The sequence below is a fragment of the Sphingobacterium thalpophilum genome (assembly GCF_038396785.1).
Lineage (GTDB): Bacteria > Bacteroidota > Bacteroidia > Sphingobacteriales > Sphingobacteriaceae > Sphingobacterium > Sphingobacterium thalpophilum_A.
Genome location: NZ_CP151087.1, coordinates 624,449 through 639,886, shown reverse-complemented (window position 1 = coordinate 639,886; position 15,438 = coordinate 624,449). Strand labels below are relative to the sequence as shown.

19 protein-coding genes and 1 tRNA gene are annotated in these 15,438 nt (G+C 42.7%); 8 read left to right on the top strand and 12 right to left on the bottom strand.

The features are described from left to right. Nucleotides 1-3: 3 nt before the first annotated feature. A tRNA-His gene (locus tag AACH28_RS03000) sits at nt 4-77 on the bottom strand. Nucleotides 78-279: 202 nt separating this feature from the next. Between AACH28_RS03000 and AACH28_RS02995 the strand changes: the two genes are divergently transcribed. Next, a complete protein-coding gene (locus AACH28_RS02995; RefSeq protein WP_341832201.1) occupies nt 280-840 on the top strand; it encodes a DUF4230 domain-containing protein in 561 nt (186 codons plus the stop codon). Between the two features lie 138 nt (nt 841-978). Here AACH28_RS02995 and AACH28_RS02990 read toward each other — a convergent pair whose 3' ends face one another. After that, on the bottom strand, nt 979-1,194 hold the full coding sequence (locus tag AACH28_RS02990) for a hypothetical protein (RefSeq protein WP_046676306.1): 216 nt from the start codon (nt 1,192-1,194) through the stop codon (nt 979-981). Nucleotides 1,195-1,408: 214 nt separating this feature from the next. On the opposite strand from AACH28_RS02990, the gene AACH28_RS02985 reads away from it, so the two are divergent. Both AACH28_RS02985 and AACH28_RS02980 read left to right on the top strand, forming a co-directional pair. Beyond that, entirely contained in the window at nt 1,409-2,065 is a 657-nt protein-coding gene (locus tag AACH28_RS02985) for a response regulator transcription factor (RefSeq protein WP_341832200.1), read from the top strand. A gap of 30 nt (nt 2,066-2,095) precedes the next feature. Continuing rightward, the gene (locus AACH28_RS02980) at nt 2,096-2,299 is read left to right on the top strand and encodes a hypothetical protein (protein ID WP_070564431.1); all 204 of its coding nucleotides are present in this window, start codon (nt 2,096-2,098) and stop codon (nt 2,297-2,299) included. 107 nt (nt 2,300-2,406) lie between these two features. Here the strand turns inward: AACH28_RS02980 and AACH28_RS02975 are convergent, their stop codons facing one another. Together AACH28_RS02975 and AACH28_RS02970 are read right to left on the bottom strand one after the other, a co-directional pair. Then, nucleotides 2,407-2,658 carry a Rho termination factor N-terminal domain-containing protein gene (locus AACH28_RS02975; RefSeq protein ID WP_070564428.1) on the bottom strand — a complete coding sequence of 84 codons (252 nt, stop codon included), beginning with the start codon at nt 2,656-2,658 and terminating at the stop codon, nt 2,407-2,409. A gap of 88 nt (nt 2,659-2,746) precedes the next feature. Continuing rightward, entirely contained in the window at nt 2,747-3,301 is a 555-nt protein-coding gene (locus AACH28_RS02970; RefSeq protein WP_286843909.1) for a type 1 glutamine amidotransferase domain-containing protein, read from the bottom strand. Nucleotides 3,302-3,465: 164 nt separating this feature from the next. Between AACH28_RS02970 and AACH28_RS02965 the strand changes: the two genes are divergently transcribed. Beyond that, a complete protein-coding gene (locus AACH28_RS02965) occupies nt 3,466-4,443 on the top strand; it encodes a glycosyltransferase family 9 protein (RefSeq protein WP_341832199.1) in 978 nt (325 codons plus the stop codon). Here the strand turns inward: AACH28_RS02965 and AACH28_RS02960 are convergent. From AACH28_RS02960 to AACH28_RS02935, 6 genes are read right to left on the bottom strand one after another with little or no spacing between them, the layout of a single operon-like run. Continuing rightward, nucleotides 4,397-5,119, bottom strand: coding sequence for a glycosyltransferase family 9 protein (locus tag AACH28_RS02960; RefSeq protein WP_341832198.1), 723 nt, complete (start codon nt 5,117-5,119; stop codon nt 4,397-4,399). The genes AACH28_RS02965 and AACH28_RS02960 overlap by 47 nt on opposite strands. Further along, the gene (locus tag AACH28_RS02955; RefSeq protein WP_341832197.1) at nt 5,041-5,460 is read right to left on the bottom strand and encodes a hypothetical protein; all 420 of its coding nucleotides are present in this window, start codon (nt 5,458-5,460) and stop codon (nt 5,041-5,043) included. Before AACH28_RS02955 ends, AACH28_RS02960 begins: the two co-directional genes overlap by 79 nt. A 28-nt stretch (nt 5,461-5,488) precedes the next feature. Then, nucleotides 5,489-6,982: a PfkB family carbohydrate kinase gene (locus AACH28_RS02950; RefSeq protein WP_341832196.1), complete on the bottom strand. Its 1,494-nt coding sequence runs from the start codon at nt 6,980-6,982 to the stop codon at nt 5,489-5,491. After that, entirely contained in the window at nt 6,960-7,544 is a 585-nt protein-coding gene (locus AACH28_RS02945) for an HAD family hydrolase (RefSeq protein WP_341832195.1), read from the bottom strand. The genes AACH28_RS02950 and AACH28_RS02945 overlap by 23 nt, the downstream gene beginning before the upstream one ends. Further along, the gene (locus tag AACH28_RS02940; RefSeq protein WP_341832194.1) at nt 7,541-9,400 is read right to left on the bottom strand and encodes a glycosyltransferase; all 1,860 of its coding nucleotides are present in this window, start codon (nt 9,398-9,400) and stop codon (nt 7,541-7,543) included. The genes AACH28_RS02945 and AACH28_RS02940 overlap by 4 nt, the downstream gene beginning before the upstream one ends. Further along, nucleotides 9,397-10,353, bottom strand: coding sequence for a glycosyltransferase family 4 protein (locus AACH28_RS02935; protein ID WP_341832193.1), 957 nt, complete (start codon nt 10,351-10,353; stop codon nt 9,397-9,399). The genes AACH28_RS02940 and AACH28_RS02935 overlap by 4 nt, the downstream gene beginning before the upstream one ends. Before the next feature lie 227 nt (nt 10,354-10,580). Here AACH28_RS02935 and AACH28_RS02930 point away from each other — a divergent pair, with 227 nt between their 5' ends. Then, nucleotides 10,581-12,068 carry an MFS transporter gene (locus AACH28_RS02930; protein WP_286843900.1) on the top strand — a complete coding sequence of 496 codons (1,488 nt, stop codon included), beginning with the start codon at nt 10,581-10,583 and terminating at the stop codon, nt 12,066-12,068. A 9-nt stretch (nt 12,069-12,077) separates the two neighbouring features. On the opposite strand, the gene AACH28_RS02925 is transcribed toward AACH28_RS02930, so the two are convergent. Beyond that, complete coding sequence (locus AACH28_RS02925; RefSeq protein ID WP_070564402.1) at nt 12,078-12,812, bottom strand: metallophosphoesterase; 735 nt, start codon at nt 12,810-12,812, stop codon at nt 12,078-12,080. Nucleotide 12,813: 1 nt separating this feature from the next. Continuing rightward, nucleotides 12,814-13,557, bottom strand: coding sequence for a nucleotidyltransferase domain-containing protein (locus tag AACH28_RS02920; RefSeq protein ID WP_341832192.1), 744 nt, complete (start codon nt 13,555-13,557; stop codon nt 12,814-12,816). Nucleotides 13,558-13,789: 232 nt separating this feature from the next. Here AACH28_RS02920 and AACH28_RS02915 point away from each other — a divergent pair, with 232 nt between their 5' ends. The 3 genes from AACH28_RS02915 (at nt 13,790) to AACH28_RS02905 (ending at nt 15,285) form a co-directional block, all read left to right on the top strand. Continuing rightward, entirely contained in the window at nt 13,790-14,275 is a 486-nt protein-coding gene (locus AACH28_RS02915) for a DUF421 domain-containing protein (RefSeq protein ID WP_112374749.1), read from the top strand. Nucleotides 14,276-14,336: 61 nt separating this feature from the next. Then, the gene (locus tag AACH28_RS02910; RefSeq protein ID WP_341832191.1) at nt 14,337-15,008 is read left to right on the top strand and encodes a DUF6766 family protein; all 672 of its coding nucleotides are present in this window, start codon (nt 14,337-14,339) and stop codon (nt 15,006-15,008) included. 40 nt (nt 15,009-15,048) lie between these two features. Continuing rightward, complete coding sequence (locus AACH28_RS02905; RefSeq protein WP_313155808.1) at nt 15,049-15,285, top strand: hypothetical protein; 237 nt, start codon at nt 15,049-15,051, stop codon at nt 15,283-15,285. The last annotated feature ends 153 nt before the right edge of the window (nt 15,286-15,438 follow it).

The following is a 15,438-nucleotide window of genomic DNA, read 5'->3' as shown; positions in this document are numbered from 1 at the left end:
TTGGGTAAGTAATCGGGCTCGAACCGACGACCCCTAGAACCACAATCTAGTGCTCTAACCAACTGAGCTATACCTACCGTGATTTTGATGTCACAAAAGTAGTATTATAGCTCATATGTTCCAAATGTTTTTTAAACTTTTTAACTAAACAATTGTCTATCAAAAGGTATAATTTTCAAGTATGCCCGTTCAGTGAACCTAGAGAATAATATTGAGGTAATATTTTCAGGTTAAATACCTAAATGAGCAGCTTGGTCTTTAATTTGTATAGTATAGTTTATGGGAAAATTTTTAAAATTTTTAATTATCGTAGCCATTTTGGCAGTGGGCGCTTGGTTTGTGTATCATAAATATAACAGCGGACCGACAGTGGAAAGCAAACATCAGCTGTTGGTGGATCGCATTGAAGCCATGGGAAAACTGGAATTGGTTAAATACCGCTACAGTGATGTTGTGGAGCACAAAAACGTGAACACTTTTTTACCGGATGCAAGTGTATTACTCATCGTGAAAGCAGATGCTGTAGGCTGTGTGAATCTGACGAAACTTAGTCCGGAAGATATCACGGTTTTGGGGGATTCGGTCTCCATCAAATTGCCGGCTCCTGAAATTTGTTACATCAAGATCGACCACGAGGCGTCCAAAGTCTATGATACGAAAATGGCTTTCTTGCGCGAAGCAGAGCTCGTGGATGAAGCTTATAAAGCTGCAGAAAAAGCTGTTGCTGATGATGTAAAGAAATCGGATATCCTGCAGCGGACCAAGGCCAATGCAACCACCGTTTTTAAACCGCTCTTACAGGGATTGGGATTTTCGAAAATCAATCTGACCTTCGAATAGTGCCCAAATAAAAAAGCTAGACAATGTTTACATTGTCTAGCTCTCTACAATAAATCTAATCTCCAGCCATCTCACGACGGGAGGACTTCATAATTATGCTATTATCAAGCCAAGAACAATAGCCAAGTTACATTCGTTTTATTTTTTTGTCGTTGTATCCGGCTGTGGTGTCGGCGGGATTTCTCCACGGGATTCGGCAGATGTGGTGTCGCGATATTGTATCGTCGTGGTATCGTTGGGAACGGAATCACGCATCAGTTCCTGTGATTTTTGATCATCAGTTTTAGCGCCGTTACATCCATAGGCTGCTAAGCATAATAGACTGACGGCAATTAATTTTGTTGAGTTTTTCATATTATCTATCGTTTAATGATGGCCTGCCACCTGCATGCACTTAGTAGGAGAACAAAGCTCAAGTCAAAAGCGTTTCGGTTTCTAAATTTGCTATTATGATAGAAAAAGAAAATCAATCTTATTTTCTTTATTTTTTAGATAAATTAAATTGTAAAAAACTTTTTACAATTGGGTGCTGTTCCTAGAAGTACATAAGTTCATTAAACAGATAGCTATGATTCAGATAGTGCTTGTTGACGACCATCATTTGGTAAGAAGTGGTTTTCGGCTGATTTTAGAAACGCAAGATGACATTACTGTTTTGGCTGATGTTGAAAGTGCTGAAGCAGCTTTGGATGTGTTGAATGTCGATCAGCCACCAGATATGATCCTTACGGATATTAATATGGGTGAAATGGGCGGGATAGCTCTCATTGATTTCGTTAAACAGAAATACCCCGATATAAAAATCCTTGCCTTGACGATGGAAAATGACAAACACATTGCCGCAGATGTATTGCGTGCAGGAGCAGATGGCTATTTAGTGAAAGATAGTAGTTGTGATGAGGTACTTTTTGGTATACGGCAGGTTGCCAAAGGAGAAAAATATATCAGTGGTTCCTTAAGTGTTTCCTGCCTTAACGATTATAAAAACTTTGCGGACAGGGCTCCAGACCTAAATCGTGTTTTGTTAAAATATGATATTTCAGAGCGCGAATTGCATGTCTTGGAACTTATCGCACAGGGATACACCAACGGCGAAATTGCAGAGCGTATTTTTTTGAGCAAACGTACAGTGGAAGGGCACCGACAGAAACTGATCGAGAAAACGAATACAAAAAATACAGCTGGTCTTGTCAGCTTCGGTTTTCATCACATGCTCTTACATTGATTAAACAATAAAAACAAAAAATAGAGGAATATGGCAACAAAAAATGAAAACCGCGTCGTCGGAACCGAAATGGAAAAAAAGAAAAAGGTCAAGTTAGGTGTAAATGGAGAGACACTGCGAGATGTAGGCGATAAGGATCAGGGCGATGCCGAGGCCGGAGTAGACCCGCAGGTGGATCAGTTGAACGAGATGCCCAATGATCCTACAGATAGGCCAAAAGAAAGGAAGAAATAAGAAAGACCCGCATTTAAAATTGCGGGTCTTTCTGTTAAGCTTAGTTTCTAACTGAAAATCTGTATCTATTTTCAGGACTAATCGGCACTTGTCCGTGAATGACATTTCTATTTTTTGCCCTGCTTCTCAATGGCTTTAGCAAGTTCATCTTTCGTCATATCGTGACGCCCGGTAATCTCCATTTTCTTTGCCATTTCCAAGAGTTCAGCTTTGGTTTTATCAGAACTTCCGTTTTGCGATCCTTTAGACGCTGAAGCACTTTTTCCTGTTGTTGTCGCTGATTTTTTTTCTTTGTTAGCGTTGCTGCTTTGCGATTGCCCTTTGGCAGTCGTATGGCTTGAACTTTTTGTTGTATTCATAATATACTGTTTTATGTGTTATTTATATGCTGAACATGTTACAAGATCTAAAGGTTGGCCGATTTTATACGTTATTGAAACTGTACTACTACGCTTTGTTCTTTTTTTCTGTCGCAAACGCTTTAATGATGGCTTTATTAAAAGCGGGCAGATCGTCTGGCGTACGACTTGTAATAAGTTTGTCGTCAACCACCACTTCGCTGTCTTCCCATAATGCGCCTGCATTAATCAGGTCCATTTGAATGGCTTCAACGGACGTTATTTTTTTATCACGCACCAGATCCGCGTTAATCAGTAATTGAGGTCCATGGCAAATGGCTGCGATCGGTTTATCCCGTTCCCAGAAAGCATTGATCAATGCAATAGCCGTTTTATTCGTCCTCAATTTATCAGGATTGATGACCCCGCCTGGTAGCAGCAATCCGTCATATCGATTCTCTTCTGCCTCCTGCAGAGCAACATCGACAGGATAGTCATTTGACCATTCATCTCCATTTTTTGCCCGCACTGTTCCTTCAGCCGGTGATATAATGTCTGTTTTGGCGCCTGCATTTTCCAAGGCTTCCTTTGGGCTAGTCAGTTCAATTTCTTCAAATCCATCCGCGACCAATATCGCTATCCGCTTATTCTTTAAATTCTCCATATCACTAATTTTATTTACGTTCTTTCTATACTTCAAGAGAACGGATGTAAATCTGCGAAGGTTTGAAATAATATGATTTAGCGTAGGAAAAGCGTTTTGATTGATAAAAAGGAATAAATCAAACCGTATTTCTTTGGGGGTTGTCTATCCTTAAAATCGATGGTATGTTTAAGATAGCTATTTTTCGGGCCCTTCAGCTGGGCGATCTCCTGTGTTCCATCCCCGCCGTCAGGGCATTGAAGTCGCATTATCCCAATGCCAAGCTCTACTTTATCGGCTTGCCCTATATGCGTACATTGATGGAACGCTTTGATTGCATCGATGAATATGTGGATTTTCCCGGGCATCCGCAGCTTCCCGAAATTGCATATAATCCCGACAATCTTGAACGATTCGTCAAGCAGATGCAAGCGGAAAAATTTGACCTTCTGATTCAGATGCAGGGAGATGGAACTGTGGTGAATGATTTTTTACAGAATTTTGCGGCAAAGCGACTGGTAGGATTTCAACCAAGAGCTTCAATTGACAACCCCGACTGGATGACTTATCCAGGAAAGCTTCACGAGGTGAACAGGCACCTAGCTCTTATGGAATTTCTAGGTTTAAAAATTCCAAATCGTACAATGTATTTCCCCTTATTTCCCGAGGATTGGGAGGCCTATAGGAAAATAAAAGCTGAAATAAACTATCCTTTCGTTATTATCCATGTGGGCAGTCGGGACGCCAAACGACGCTGGCCTATTGAAAACTTCGGATTTCTTGCGACCTTAATGCAGCAAATGGGATATCAGATTATCCTGACTGGGGTAAGTGCTGAAGAATCTTTGGTCAATGAACTGCAGCGCTTACTTGAAGGACCTGTGCTTAACCTCTGTTCCAGACTTGATTTGGGTACGCTTGGCTGTCTTTTGAAGGAATCGACTTTACTTGTATGCAACTGCACAGGAATATCCCATATTGCCGCTGCCTTAGAAGCAAAAAGTGTGGTCATAAGTTTAGATGGTGAGCCCGAGCGTTGGGGGCCACTCAACACAGCACTGCATACCACTTTTGATCTGACCAAACCTATCGCCATAGAGCATATTGTACGCGAGATCAGACGGGTCCTTCCGGCGCTGTCTGTTTTTGGGAGGAATGCTTAAGTAATGAATTCAATTTATCCATGATATTTTCAACACTTAACGGTGTCATTCTAGATGATCCATTCTGCTTATCGACAAAGCTGTTAATCGTATTTTTGGAGCGCAGAGCAGGGTCGACGGGGTAAAGGATAAAGTCAGTATCCTGCGACCATGGGATATGCTGCGGGTTTGTCTGAGCGTAAAGAACCAACGTTGGTTTTTGTAGCGCGCAGGCAATATGAGCAACGCCCGTGTTGACCGTGAGCACAGCATCTGCATGTGCTACGAGGAGTAGGAGATCATCAATTGTCGTCTTTCCAATAAGGTTAATCAGATTTTCCCTTTCGAGTTCTGAAAAACATGATCTCAGGTAATCGTTGTATTCCTTGCCAACAAGTATGACCTGAAATGCTGAATCAAGCAGCTGCCGCGTCAATTGTTGTGCGACAGCACGGGGAATTCGTCTTTTTTGCTCCGAAACATCACAATTGACAATAATCTGTTTCCCCCCACGTAAAGGAATTAAATTCGATAATTGACCTCGGGGTACAATTAGGCTCGGTAATCGATTGATCGACCGGCTGATGCCAAGCAGTCTAACCAGTTCGAGATCACGTGCTATCTGATGCTGTACCTCAAACAAAGGTTCTTTGTCTGGTATCCAATGGGTAAGCAACGTATAGGGATTTTCGCGCATATAAGCCGCTCGTAGGGGATTTCCGCTAGATATGCCAACATGATCGAAGCCATTGGATTTTGGCTGTATACGTTGAAGATAATACAACTATCAAATTGCCGGTTTTTAATGGTTTTAATCAATGCTTCAGTCGAAGCAACCGTGTCATGCGAGCTCAATTTCATCCAAGGGGCATCGTATTGTATATAGTCATCGACAGTGCCTAGGTAGGGGATAATGGGAACAGCCATTTCTGACGCAAGTAATGTGATTTTACAATTTCCATTCGCTGATTTAATTTCCTGAAGCGCTGCATTACTCATGATCAGATCGCCCATATTGTCTAAGCGAATGATCAACATGTTTTTACAATCTTTCCAAGTCCCCATTTTAGCTGATTTTCTTTAACAGTTGATTGTCCTTTTCCTTCACCCGCTGAATGATTTTAGTAGTCGACTGCTGATGGACATGCGGAATAAACACGAGTTGTGTCCCTAGTATTTGCAGTAGCCCTTGTTCGGCCAGTTCTTTATTTTGGTATGCTTCACCTTTTACAAAGATATGCGGTTTAACCTTTTCGATGATCGGGATAGGGTTGTCCGATAATTCATCACCAAACGGTACAATATAATCTACAGCTCCAAGCGCCCGCAATACTTCAATTCGATCGTCAAGCGAATTGACAGGTCTTGTTGCTCCTTTTAAACGTCTGATGCTCTCGTCTGTATTGATGCCGACAATCAAAATATCACCCTGTGCCTTAGCTGCACCGAGGTAATGGGCATGGCCGGCATGGAAAATATCGAAACAACCGTTGGTGAATACGAGTTTATTTTCTTTCCGAAGTCCATCGCATAGTGCTTCAAGATGATTCAGGTCGGTAATTAATTTATCATCTTTGTTCGTAAGGCGCTGGGCTAATTCCGTGCAGCTACAATGTGCTGTACCATTTTTTTGTATACCGATCTGTGCTGCCTTTATACTCAGTGCTATCGCAATATCCGCATCAAGTTTATTATAGTAAGCCAAGCAAAGCACGGTCAGAAAGGTGTCGCCAGCGCCGGAGAAATTTCCTTCTTTTAAAGCAGGAACCCGGTAGTGCTTTGCTGAACCACCTTTTTTAAAGAGGATAACACCATCTTTATCGAGGGTAAGTGCCACCCAGTTCGCCTGAGACAAGGCAGCTAGGCTTTCGGGCCATTTCGATGCTTGTGTTAGGCGGTCATCCTCTTCTTCCTGGCTCAGGATTTTTCTTGCTTCGTCATAATTGGGCTTAATTAAGTCGGGATTTAGGCATGCATACTTGTCGTAATCTTTGCTGTCTATGGCAATAATTTTGGGCTCAATCTGCTGTTCTTCGGCGAGCAGCACAATGAGCTCATCCGTGATGTTACCTTTTCCATAATCTGCAATAAAAACAATGTCGACATGTTGAAGGGCTTTTTTTACCGCTGTCAGATACTGGTTGGCCAGCGCTACACTATAGTGATACTTCTGACCAATATCATAACGCAGCAGACAGTGTCCATCTCTACGTAATCGTGTTTTTGTTAGTGTCTGACAATTTTTATTATAGAGCAGGCCACCCGTGTCAATTCCCTGCCGCTGCACACTGCGTGCTATTGTCTGTCCACTGCTATCGTCGCCCAACAGACTAACGACCGACACGACGGCCCCCATATTGCTGAGGTTCGTGATCACATTCCCGGCTCCGCCAAGGCAATGTTCTACGGATTGGACATCGAGCACGGGTACGGCGACATCGGGAGCAAGCCGCTTGCATTCCCCATCTAGATAAATATCCAGCATGCAGTCTCCCAAAACAAGGACCCTTGGATTGTCAAAACCATTTTCGACAAGTTTATTTAATGCTATATCTTTCATAATCTACTTTTTCTGAGTTGATAAGTTGAGCCAATCCGTAAAAATCATCTACGATGAAATCTGGTGTATATTTAGGATCAGAAATTCGCTCCTGTTTCCTTTCTTCCTTGCTTCGGTCTACCAATATGGTCCTGCAGCCTGCCGCACGGCCGGCGCCGACATCACTTAAAATATCGCCGATCATCCAAGATTTTTTTAAATCTATGTGCAGCTCTTTGGCTGCCCGGTAGAGCATGCCGGGTAAAGGCTTACGGCAGGAGCATTGCGGTTCGTCCATGACATCGCCGTGTGGACAATAATAGATACCGTCTAATTGGATGTGCTCGTAGCGGAGTAGTTCGTGCAATGCTGAAAAAGCGACATCCAAATCTTCAGCTGTAAAATAACGTCGGGCTATACCCGACTGATTGCTGATAACAATGAGCTTATAGCCCCTTTTTTGTAACCCTCTTAAAGGCTCAAAAATGTCGGAATAACAAACGATGCGTGCGGGATCAACGTTGTAGGGAACATCCTTAATCAGCGTTCCATCCTTATCCAGAAATACAGCGCTCTCCATCATGATGCGATCAATTTATTATGTATAACGAAGTGTTCATTTTTCCTGCTCAGATTTGCCATCCGCTGTTCCACCAGTGCGCAGAGCTGGTGAATAATATGTAGCTGTACTTCCTGAATACGGGCCGTGTGATCGGAAGGAACTATGAGATTATGATCTCCGAATTGCGTGGCCTCGCCACCATCTTTTCCCAGCAAATTTGCACAAATGACCCCAGCTTTACTGGCTTCTTTCAATGCGTTTAGGATATTGGGCGAGCTGCCACTTGTACTTAAACAGATCAGCATATCTCCTGGTTGCCCAAGTGCCTGTACCTGTCTTGCAAATACGCTTTCGTAGCCAAAGTCGTTTGCCCATGCGGTGAGAACCGCCACATCAGCGTTAAGCGAGATCACCGGATAGCCGGGACGCTGTGGTATTTCAAATCGACCCACGAGCTCGGCAGCGAAATGCTGGCTCTCCGCGGCACTACCACCATTGCCGCAGATCATGATTTTTTTACCTTCATGCAATACAGAGACCATTTTGGACGACAGCCTGGCTATGCCAAGCGCCAAAGATTCTGCCGCTTTTTCGAAAGTCTTTGAGGAACCCAAAAAGCTCTGCCTGATCTGCGTAATTGTTTCTTTTTCGGCATCCTGAGGCAAACATTGTGCATAAAGCTGCGCAATACTTTCGCTGACCACTTTCCACGTAAAGGATTTAACATGGCGTAGAGAATTAACAGAAAATTTCAATCGTTTACGGTCGTTATTTATCAGGTCAACAATCGCAGCAGACAATTGTTGTGGTTGTTGTGCCGCTACCAAAAGGCCGGTATCTTCATGCCTTACCGTAAACGATATACCGCCCACATCGGCACCAATTACGGGCGTACCACAGGCCATGGATTCCAGCGGAGTAATCCCAAATGGCTCATACCACGGCGTGGTGATAAAAAGCTCACTTGCAGCATAATAGTACCTAAGCAGATCACGACGCTGTTGTCCCGTGAAAATGACATTATCTTCCACTTTTAACTCGATACACAGATGATGCAGACGATCAAATTCTGCGCGGTCTTCCGCTGTCGTCAGATTTCCACCAACGACCAATAGCCGCAATTCGGGCAGCGCATGGTTCGCATGGGAAAAGGCTTCGATCACATTGTCTATTCCCTTTCGTTTCACCATGCGACCAAGTTGCAAAATGTAGGTGTACGCGGAATCAAGTCCAAGCTTTTCCTTTGCTTCGGTGCGGTCTATTGGATGAAAATCAGCCGGATTAAAACCACAGGGAATAATTTCTATTTTATCCTGTGGCGCCTGATAATGTTGAATCAAGTCCTTCAGATCGTTTGGGCATTCGGCAATGACGCGTTCGGCTGCCCAAATGATATCTTTCTCAATTTTTTCACGAATTTTCGGAAATTTGTCTGAGCCCCCCTGGTGTAAGCGGCGCACCGCACCTAGGGCATGAAAAGTAATAACAAAGGGGATATGCAGTTGTTTCTTGATTTCCATGGCCACCATACCCGACAGCCAAAAATGCGCATGTACCAACTGGTAGCTCAGCTGGTTAGCGGTCATAAATTCGATTGTATGGGCGGTAAATTCATCGATATGTCCATAAAGCTCTTCCTTTGGGAGTATATCTTTGGGGCCTGCGACAATATGAATGACCCTTGTATTTGGTTTCCAGAGGACGACCCCTTCTCGGCTTGGATGCTCACATCGCGTATAGATGTCTATTTGATTGCCCATCAAAGCGAGCTGCATGGCAACCTCGGCAACATAAACGTTTTGGCCGCCGCTGTCTTTACCTCCGAGGGTCGCTAAGGGTGAGGCATGATCACTAATAAAAGCTATTCTTTTTTTCATGATAGTATATATTGATGAATTTTTTCATTAATTAAATTCTCCCATTGTTGTCCAAATCGAACTATGTCGAAAAGCTCTTTTGCTTTCTGCTGTGCGTTTACACTGAGCTGCTGTGCATGTTGGGGATTATTCAGCAGCATTTTCATTTTAGCGATGAGCTCTTCGATATCTAAGCCGTTATAGCCTGTTTTTTCATTTTCAATAATGGTAGAAAGCTCTGTGGTAGCCAATCCAACGATGGGAAGACCCACCATCATAGCTTCGCAGATTGCTAAGCCCAAACTTGTGTACCGTATTGGATTGAAAAAGAAACGATAGTCTTTAATAAATTCGGGTAGGCGCGGATGGAGCACTTCACGAAGCCCATAGGGTTCGTTACCCATTCCGATGAGATCTAATGGTACCTGCTTTTGTACATACTTGAAAATATCGCTACCTAGCATGCGTCCACGGGAGGGAAGGTTGTTGATAACGACAATCCCTTTTTCCAATCGACCATTGTAAGCGACATCGTGTGTATCTACACCATGTGTGATGACACGTACATCCGGAATATTTGCCTTCCACATTAACTGGTTGAAGTGTGTCACATGCACCAGTGTAACGGCTGGATTGGTGACTGGATGAACTTCATCACAGGGATGCTGCCATGGCGGGTCGTGTTCAATATAGATACGAGGTAACTGTTGCTGCACTTCAGACAGGATCAGATATTGATCTTCCAAGTAATTTTCATCGCATTGAAAAAGGATAAGATCTAGGTCGAGATTACGCACTTCGCCGGCATGAACTTCAATCACATTGTCGCCAAAAGGGAAGGTTGTTCCCCGTCCGCCATAGCGAGGTCCTCTTTCGGGCGTATATGGAATATATAAGATATAGTCACCTTGGGATAAATAATACAAGTACGATCCATGGATATGCCATGTTAATACGCGTGGTTTGTGTGTCATAAACAATTTTTAATTTCAACAATGGAAAAACGCCGTTTTTAGCGATTCAATTTCGCAGAAGGAAACGCGCTTTTAACCTTTGCTTAATGCAACGGCTGTGGTAACGACTTGGTTGGATGGACTAATACCCAATTGTATGTTGGAAGTACTTCGCCGAACGTATTAAGCTCATTAATTCATTTTAAGGGAACTAACATCCTGGAGCAGCTGTTACATGAGAAAAGGCTATGGATCTCAGACCGGTACATCATCTCGAAACACAAGATATTGACAAAAGCCTCCGAATGGTCATCATAGACGGTGTATGTTCAGAGGTTGTTGTCTGTTTGAGCAGCGGTGTTATTTTGGTCGGAGCAGGTTTGTTGATGGGAGCAAGTAACTTTCAGCTGGGACTGTTGGCGGCCTTTCCAACCTTATGTAATCTTGCCCAGCTGTTGACCATTCTCGTCATGCAGATTTACCCGAATCGGAAAGTAATAACCGTATTCGCTGTATTTCTTGCAAAAATGCCTTTGGTCCTGGTTGGGCTTTTAATGTGGCGGGAAGTCGATTTCTCTTTTACGACCTTGCTCAGTTTTATGTTCATCCATTACCTTCTCAGCGCGATAGGTGGCGCAGGCTGGAATTCCTGGATTAAAGACCTCGTTCCTGAGGAACGTTTGGGTACTTATTTTTCCAAGCGCACGGGCATCATGCAATTGACGAATATTACAGTTAGCATCATTGTCGCAGCGTTAGTTGACTATTATACCAATCATGCCGTAATGCAACTACCAAAGCTCTACGGCATATACTTTTTAATCGCAGGGGCTATAGGAGCAGTTGGTGCCTTTTTTTTGGTACAGGCCAAAGAGCCCAAACAACAGATGTCTGGGGGACATTTGGGAAGTTTGTTGCTACAGCCGCTTAAAAATAAAAATTTTAAAAATTTATTGATCTTCAATGCGGCTTGGTTGTTGGCGATTAATTTAGCGATACCCTTTTTTACGGTCTTTATGTTAAAAACATTGGGGCTTTCGATGAAAATAGTCATCCTGCTTACTGTTGTCAGTCAGATAGCCAGTGTCCTGGGCCTACGCTTATGGGGAAACCTTTCGGATCGTTATAGTAACAAAAGTATTATCTACCTCACAGCACCCATTTACATTTGTTGCATTTTATTATGGATATTTGTCGGAATCTATTCGCGTGCATTGCCCAATTTACTTTTACTCCTATTTCTGCATATCATGACGGGAATCTCCACTGGAGGCATTAATCTCGCCCTCACAAACATTGGCCTGAAACTCGCTCCCAAGACAGATGCAATTGTCTATATCACTGTAAAAAATATGGTCGCTTCGTTTTTTACAGCCTTGGGACCTATTTTAGGAGGATTGTTAGTTGATTATTTTGCAACTCGCGAGCTTCAGATTAGCATCTCCTGGAAAAGTCCCAACCTCCAGACTATCGCCAAACTGATCTATCTGCATGAATGGAATTTTCTATTCCTTATTGCCGCACTTCTGGCATTTATATCGCTTCGTTGGCTTGGAAAGGTACAGGAAAATGGCGAAGTAAGTCCACAGCTTGTCAAACGTATTATGAAAAAACGTTTTCGTGCCGGATTGAAAGAAAGCCTACTTGTGGGGAATATTATCACGCTTCATACCCAACTCAAGCAGATTGTTAAACGAAAAACCAATGCATCAGATAACGCAATTTCGGACGAGTAAAAAATAATGCTAAATATCAATGAATGCAAAGCCGGCTTCACTTCCATGCTGGGCCATTAAAACGGGCACTGCCACATTGTAAATCGGTATTCCAGAAGGGGACAGGGCCTTGAATTTTCCCGCATGCGCATGCCCGTGGAAGGCAGCACTTACTTTACGCCGTTGCAAAGGTTCCATTAAATGCGTTGACCCTAAAAAAGGATAAATTTGCTCGGGCTCACCTAAAACGGTTTCAGCAATGGGCGCGTAATGCATTAAGGCAACTTTTTTTATGTCTGCATGTTCTTGTTCGAGGCGCGCCAAAGCTCGATCTAAAAGCAACGATTCGTTTACAGCTTCCTGCACAAAACTTTTCATGGCATCTTCACCAAACATTGATAACATATAACGGTCAAAACCACCGCCAAAGCCCTTTACGCCAGCAAAACCAATATTTTCGATCACGATAGCTTCACCATCCAAGACCGTAATTTTACTGTCTGTCAAAATTTGGCGGATCTGCTTTTGTCGTCCTTTCTCATAGTCGTGATTTCCCAGTACGGCGATGACTGGAACCTTAATGGATTGGAGTTCAGCAACAAGTAATTCTGCTTCTTCTTCATCCCCCGTATCCGTTAGATCACCGCAAAGTAAAAGGACTTTAGCCTTTTCCGAAATCTCCTCAAATTTGGTTTTCCATTTTCCGTGCTGGTTTGCATTCATATGTATATCGCCCAATGCGGCTATGGTTGTCTTCTTGTTCATATTAAACAGTTTTTATTGTGTATGACTTATAATCCCATTCTTTAATATCAATTTCATATTGCGTTTGATCTATCAAGGGTCCCAGACAAACTTTCTCCAAACAAGGAGGCAATTCATATTGATCCGCTGCGCGTTTAATGAGCTCATCAAATAAGTCTTTTGGGAGAATATCGCGATAGTCATGCGGATAAGTAAACTGAAAGATGAGCATTTGAGCCAACAAGAGGTGCCAATGTTGATCCATTCGCATTATTAAATGGTTCCAGTCCAAACTTTTTCCATATTTTAGCCAAATATGGTTAATATCAGCGCTGTCATGCCGCTCTCTGTTTTGTACATATAGCTTACACCATACTAGCTCTTCTGCTGGTACATAACGTACATCAGCATCAAAAAGAGTACCTTCAGGTGCTCTGTCAAACCAATCCTGCTCAACAGTGCAATTGTGATTAACACTATCGAAAATAATATCAATGAAATAGGGGTCTTTGTAAATCTTGGCGAGCCATCGCACATCTGTCAATTCGGTCTCATAACCATTAGCGGCAAGATGTTTAAGAATTTTTGGGTATTCGCTGCTTTTGCAAAAGATATCCATATCCTTAATAGGCCGTATGATCCCCGTGTAGTGAAACATGGCTAAACCACCGCCCACCATAAATTGAGCTCCGCTATCCTGGAGCAGCCGCAATGTATCCTGAAAGAAGGCGAGACAATCTTCAGGTGGATTATCTAAATGAATCATATCGTTTGCTTTTCTTAAAGACAGTCAATTAAATGCAGTAGTTTGTTGACTGTCGATGAAAACGTATTATCCGCCTGTTGAATAGGTAAAAGTACTCAATTTGAAAAATGAGGGAACAGGGAAGGCTCCTACCGATGTTCTGAGATAAAGTAGGCTATTTTGAAATAAATAAAGAGCACATTGCTTCATGATGAAGATGGGCGTATAACAACGATCTAAACGGTATAAAAATATGGACAGTTTTTTTGGCTCTGGTGAAGACCTGACGATGATACAAATGGGGGCGCGTGCGTTTATGATGTTTATCATCGCACTTTTTTTGGTTCGATTGGGCGGAATTCGAATTCTCGGCCGAAAGTCTGGAGTAGATTTCGTCATCATTATTATGCTAGGTGCGGTATTAGCGCGGGGAATAGTTGGCGCTTCGCCATTCCTGTCAACCGTGTTTGCCGGCTTCGTGATGATTATTGTCAATAAAATCCTAGCCCAGGTATCGGCCAGGCTTCCCTATTTGGGTAATATGGTAAAAGGTAAGCCCGCTGTTTTATACAAGAACGGTAAAATCCAATGGGATCAAATGGACCGGTTGGGGGTAAGCCGTACTGATCTACTGACGAGCTTGCGGTTAGAGACAAATAGTAAGCACCTCGATGAAGTGGATATGGCTTTGATGGAGCCGAATGGGCGAATAAGTTTTATACTCAAGGAAAAGGCATGAATACTTAATAGTTAAGTTTTTATTGAAGTTATATGTACTTAATAATAAAATAAATCTTGCTATGGAAAACAAGAAAAATTATTCTTTTTTTTATCGTAATGGCCTAAGCCTGGTGTTTGCAGCGCTTTTTGTCTTTTCCCTAGGCATGCAATGTTTTACGGGTTGGAAAGTACATAATGAAGAGTTGCTGGAGGCCAATCAGGCACCGCTGGATATCGTTAATTATTTGGGCACAGGACATTTTACATCCGCAACTTTTGAAAATTTTGAGAGTGAATTTCTGCAGATGGCGATGTATGTGATTCTGACGGTGGGATTACGCCAATGGGGCTCTGCTGAATCAAAAAAAATAGGGGAAAAAGAAGAGGTAGACCGTGAACCGCAGCCCGGCCCGAATACCCCTTATCCTGTTAGAAAAGGTGGCTGGCTGTTGAAATTATATAGTTCATCGCTATTCATTTGCTTTGCGCTACTTTTTTTGGCGAGTTGGGTTATGCACTTTTATGGAAGCTGGAGACAGCACAACACCGAACAGCGGCTTGAAGGTTTACCGGTAGATGACGCATGGACGTACCTCATTATGCCTCAATTTTGGTTTGAAACTTTCCAGAACTGGCAAAGTGAATTTTTGTCTGTTTTGGCCATTGTTGTATTCACCATTTTCCTACGTCAAAAAGGATCACCTGAATCAAAGCCCGTTGATGCTCCACATAGCGAAACGGGGAAGGGGTAACGAATAATAATAAAAGGTATAATAATAAAAGGTAAAAACTATGAGTAAATATTTGTATTTGGCCATCGCATTCGCAGCTGTGGCAGCAACATCTTGCGATAATAGAACCAAAAGTAGCGAAAAGGAACAGAAAGTAGATACAACGGTCAACCAGAATGGTCTACCATTAGACAATATTCACCGTAGCCGTGGAAAAGATACGACTAAAAATAAGGCTGGGACCGTACAGGAAGCTGTACCATTGGACAATTTGGATCGAACTAAAGGTGAGGATTGAACAGGCAGCGTTGAGTAACATGAACACGTGTTTGTAGACGTTTGACCTGTTGCGTACTTCTACGATAGGGAGATATTTTTACTTAAATGCGAACTAAAGAGAACCATTGTTTTTTTTGCACTGTTCACTTTTCGAATAATTTCATACTTAAAC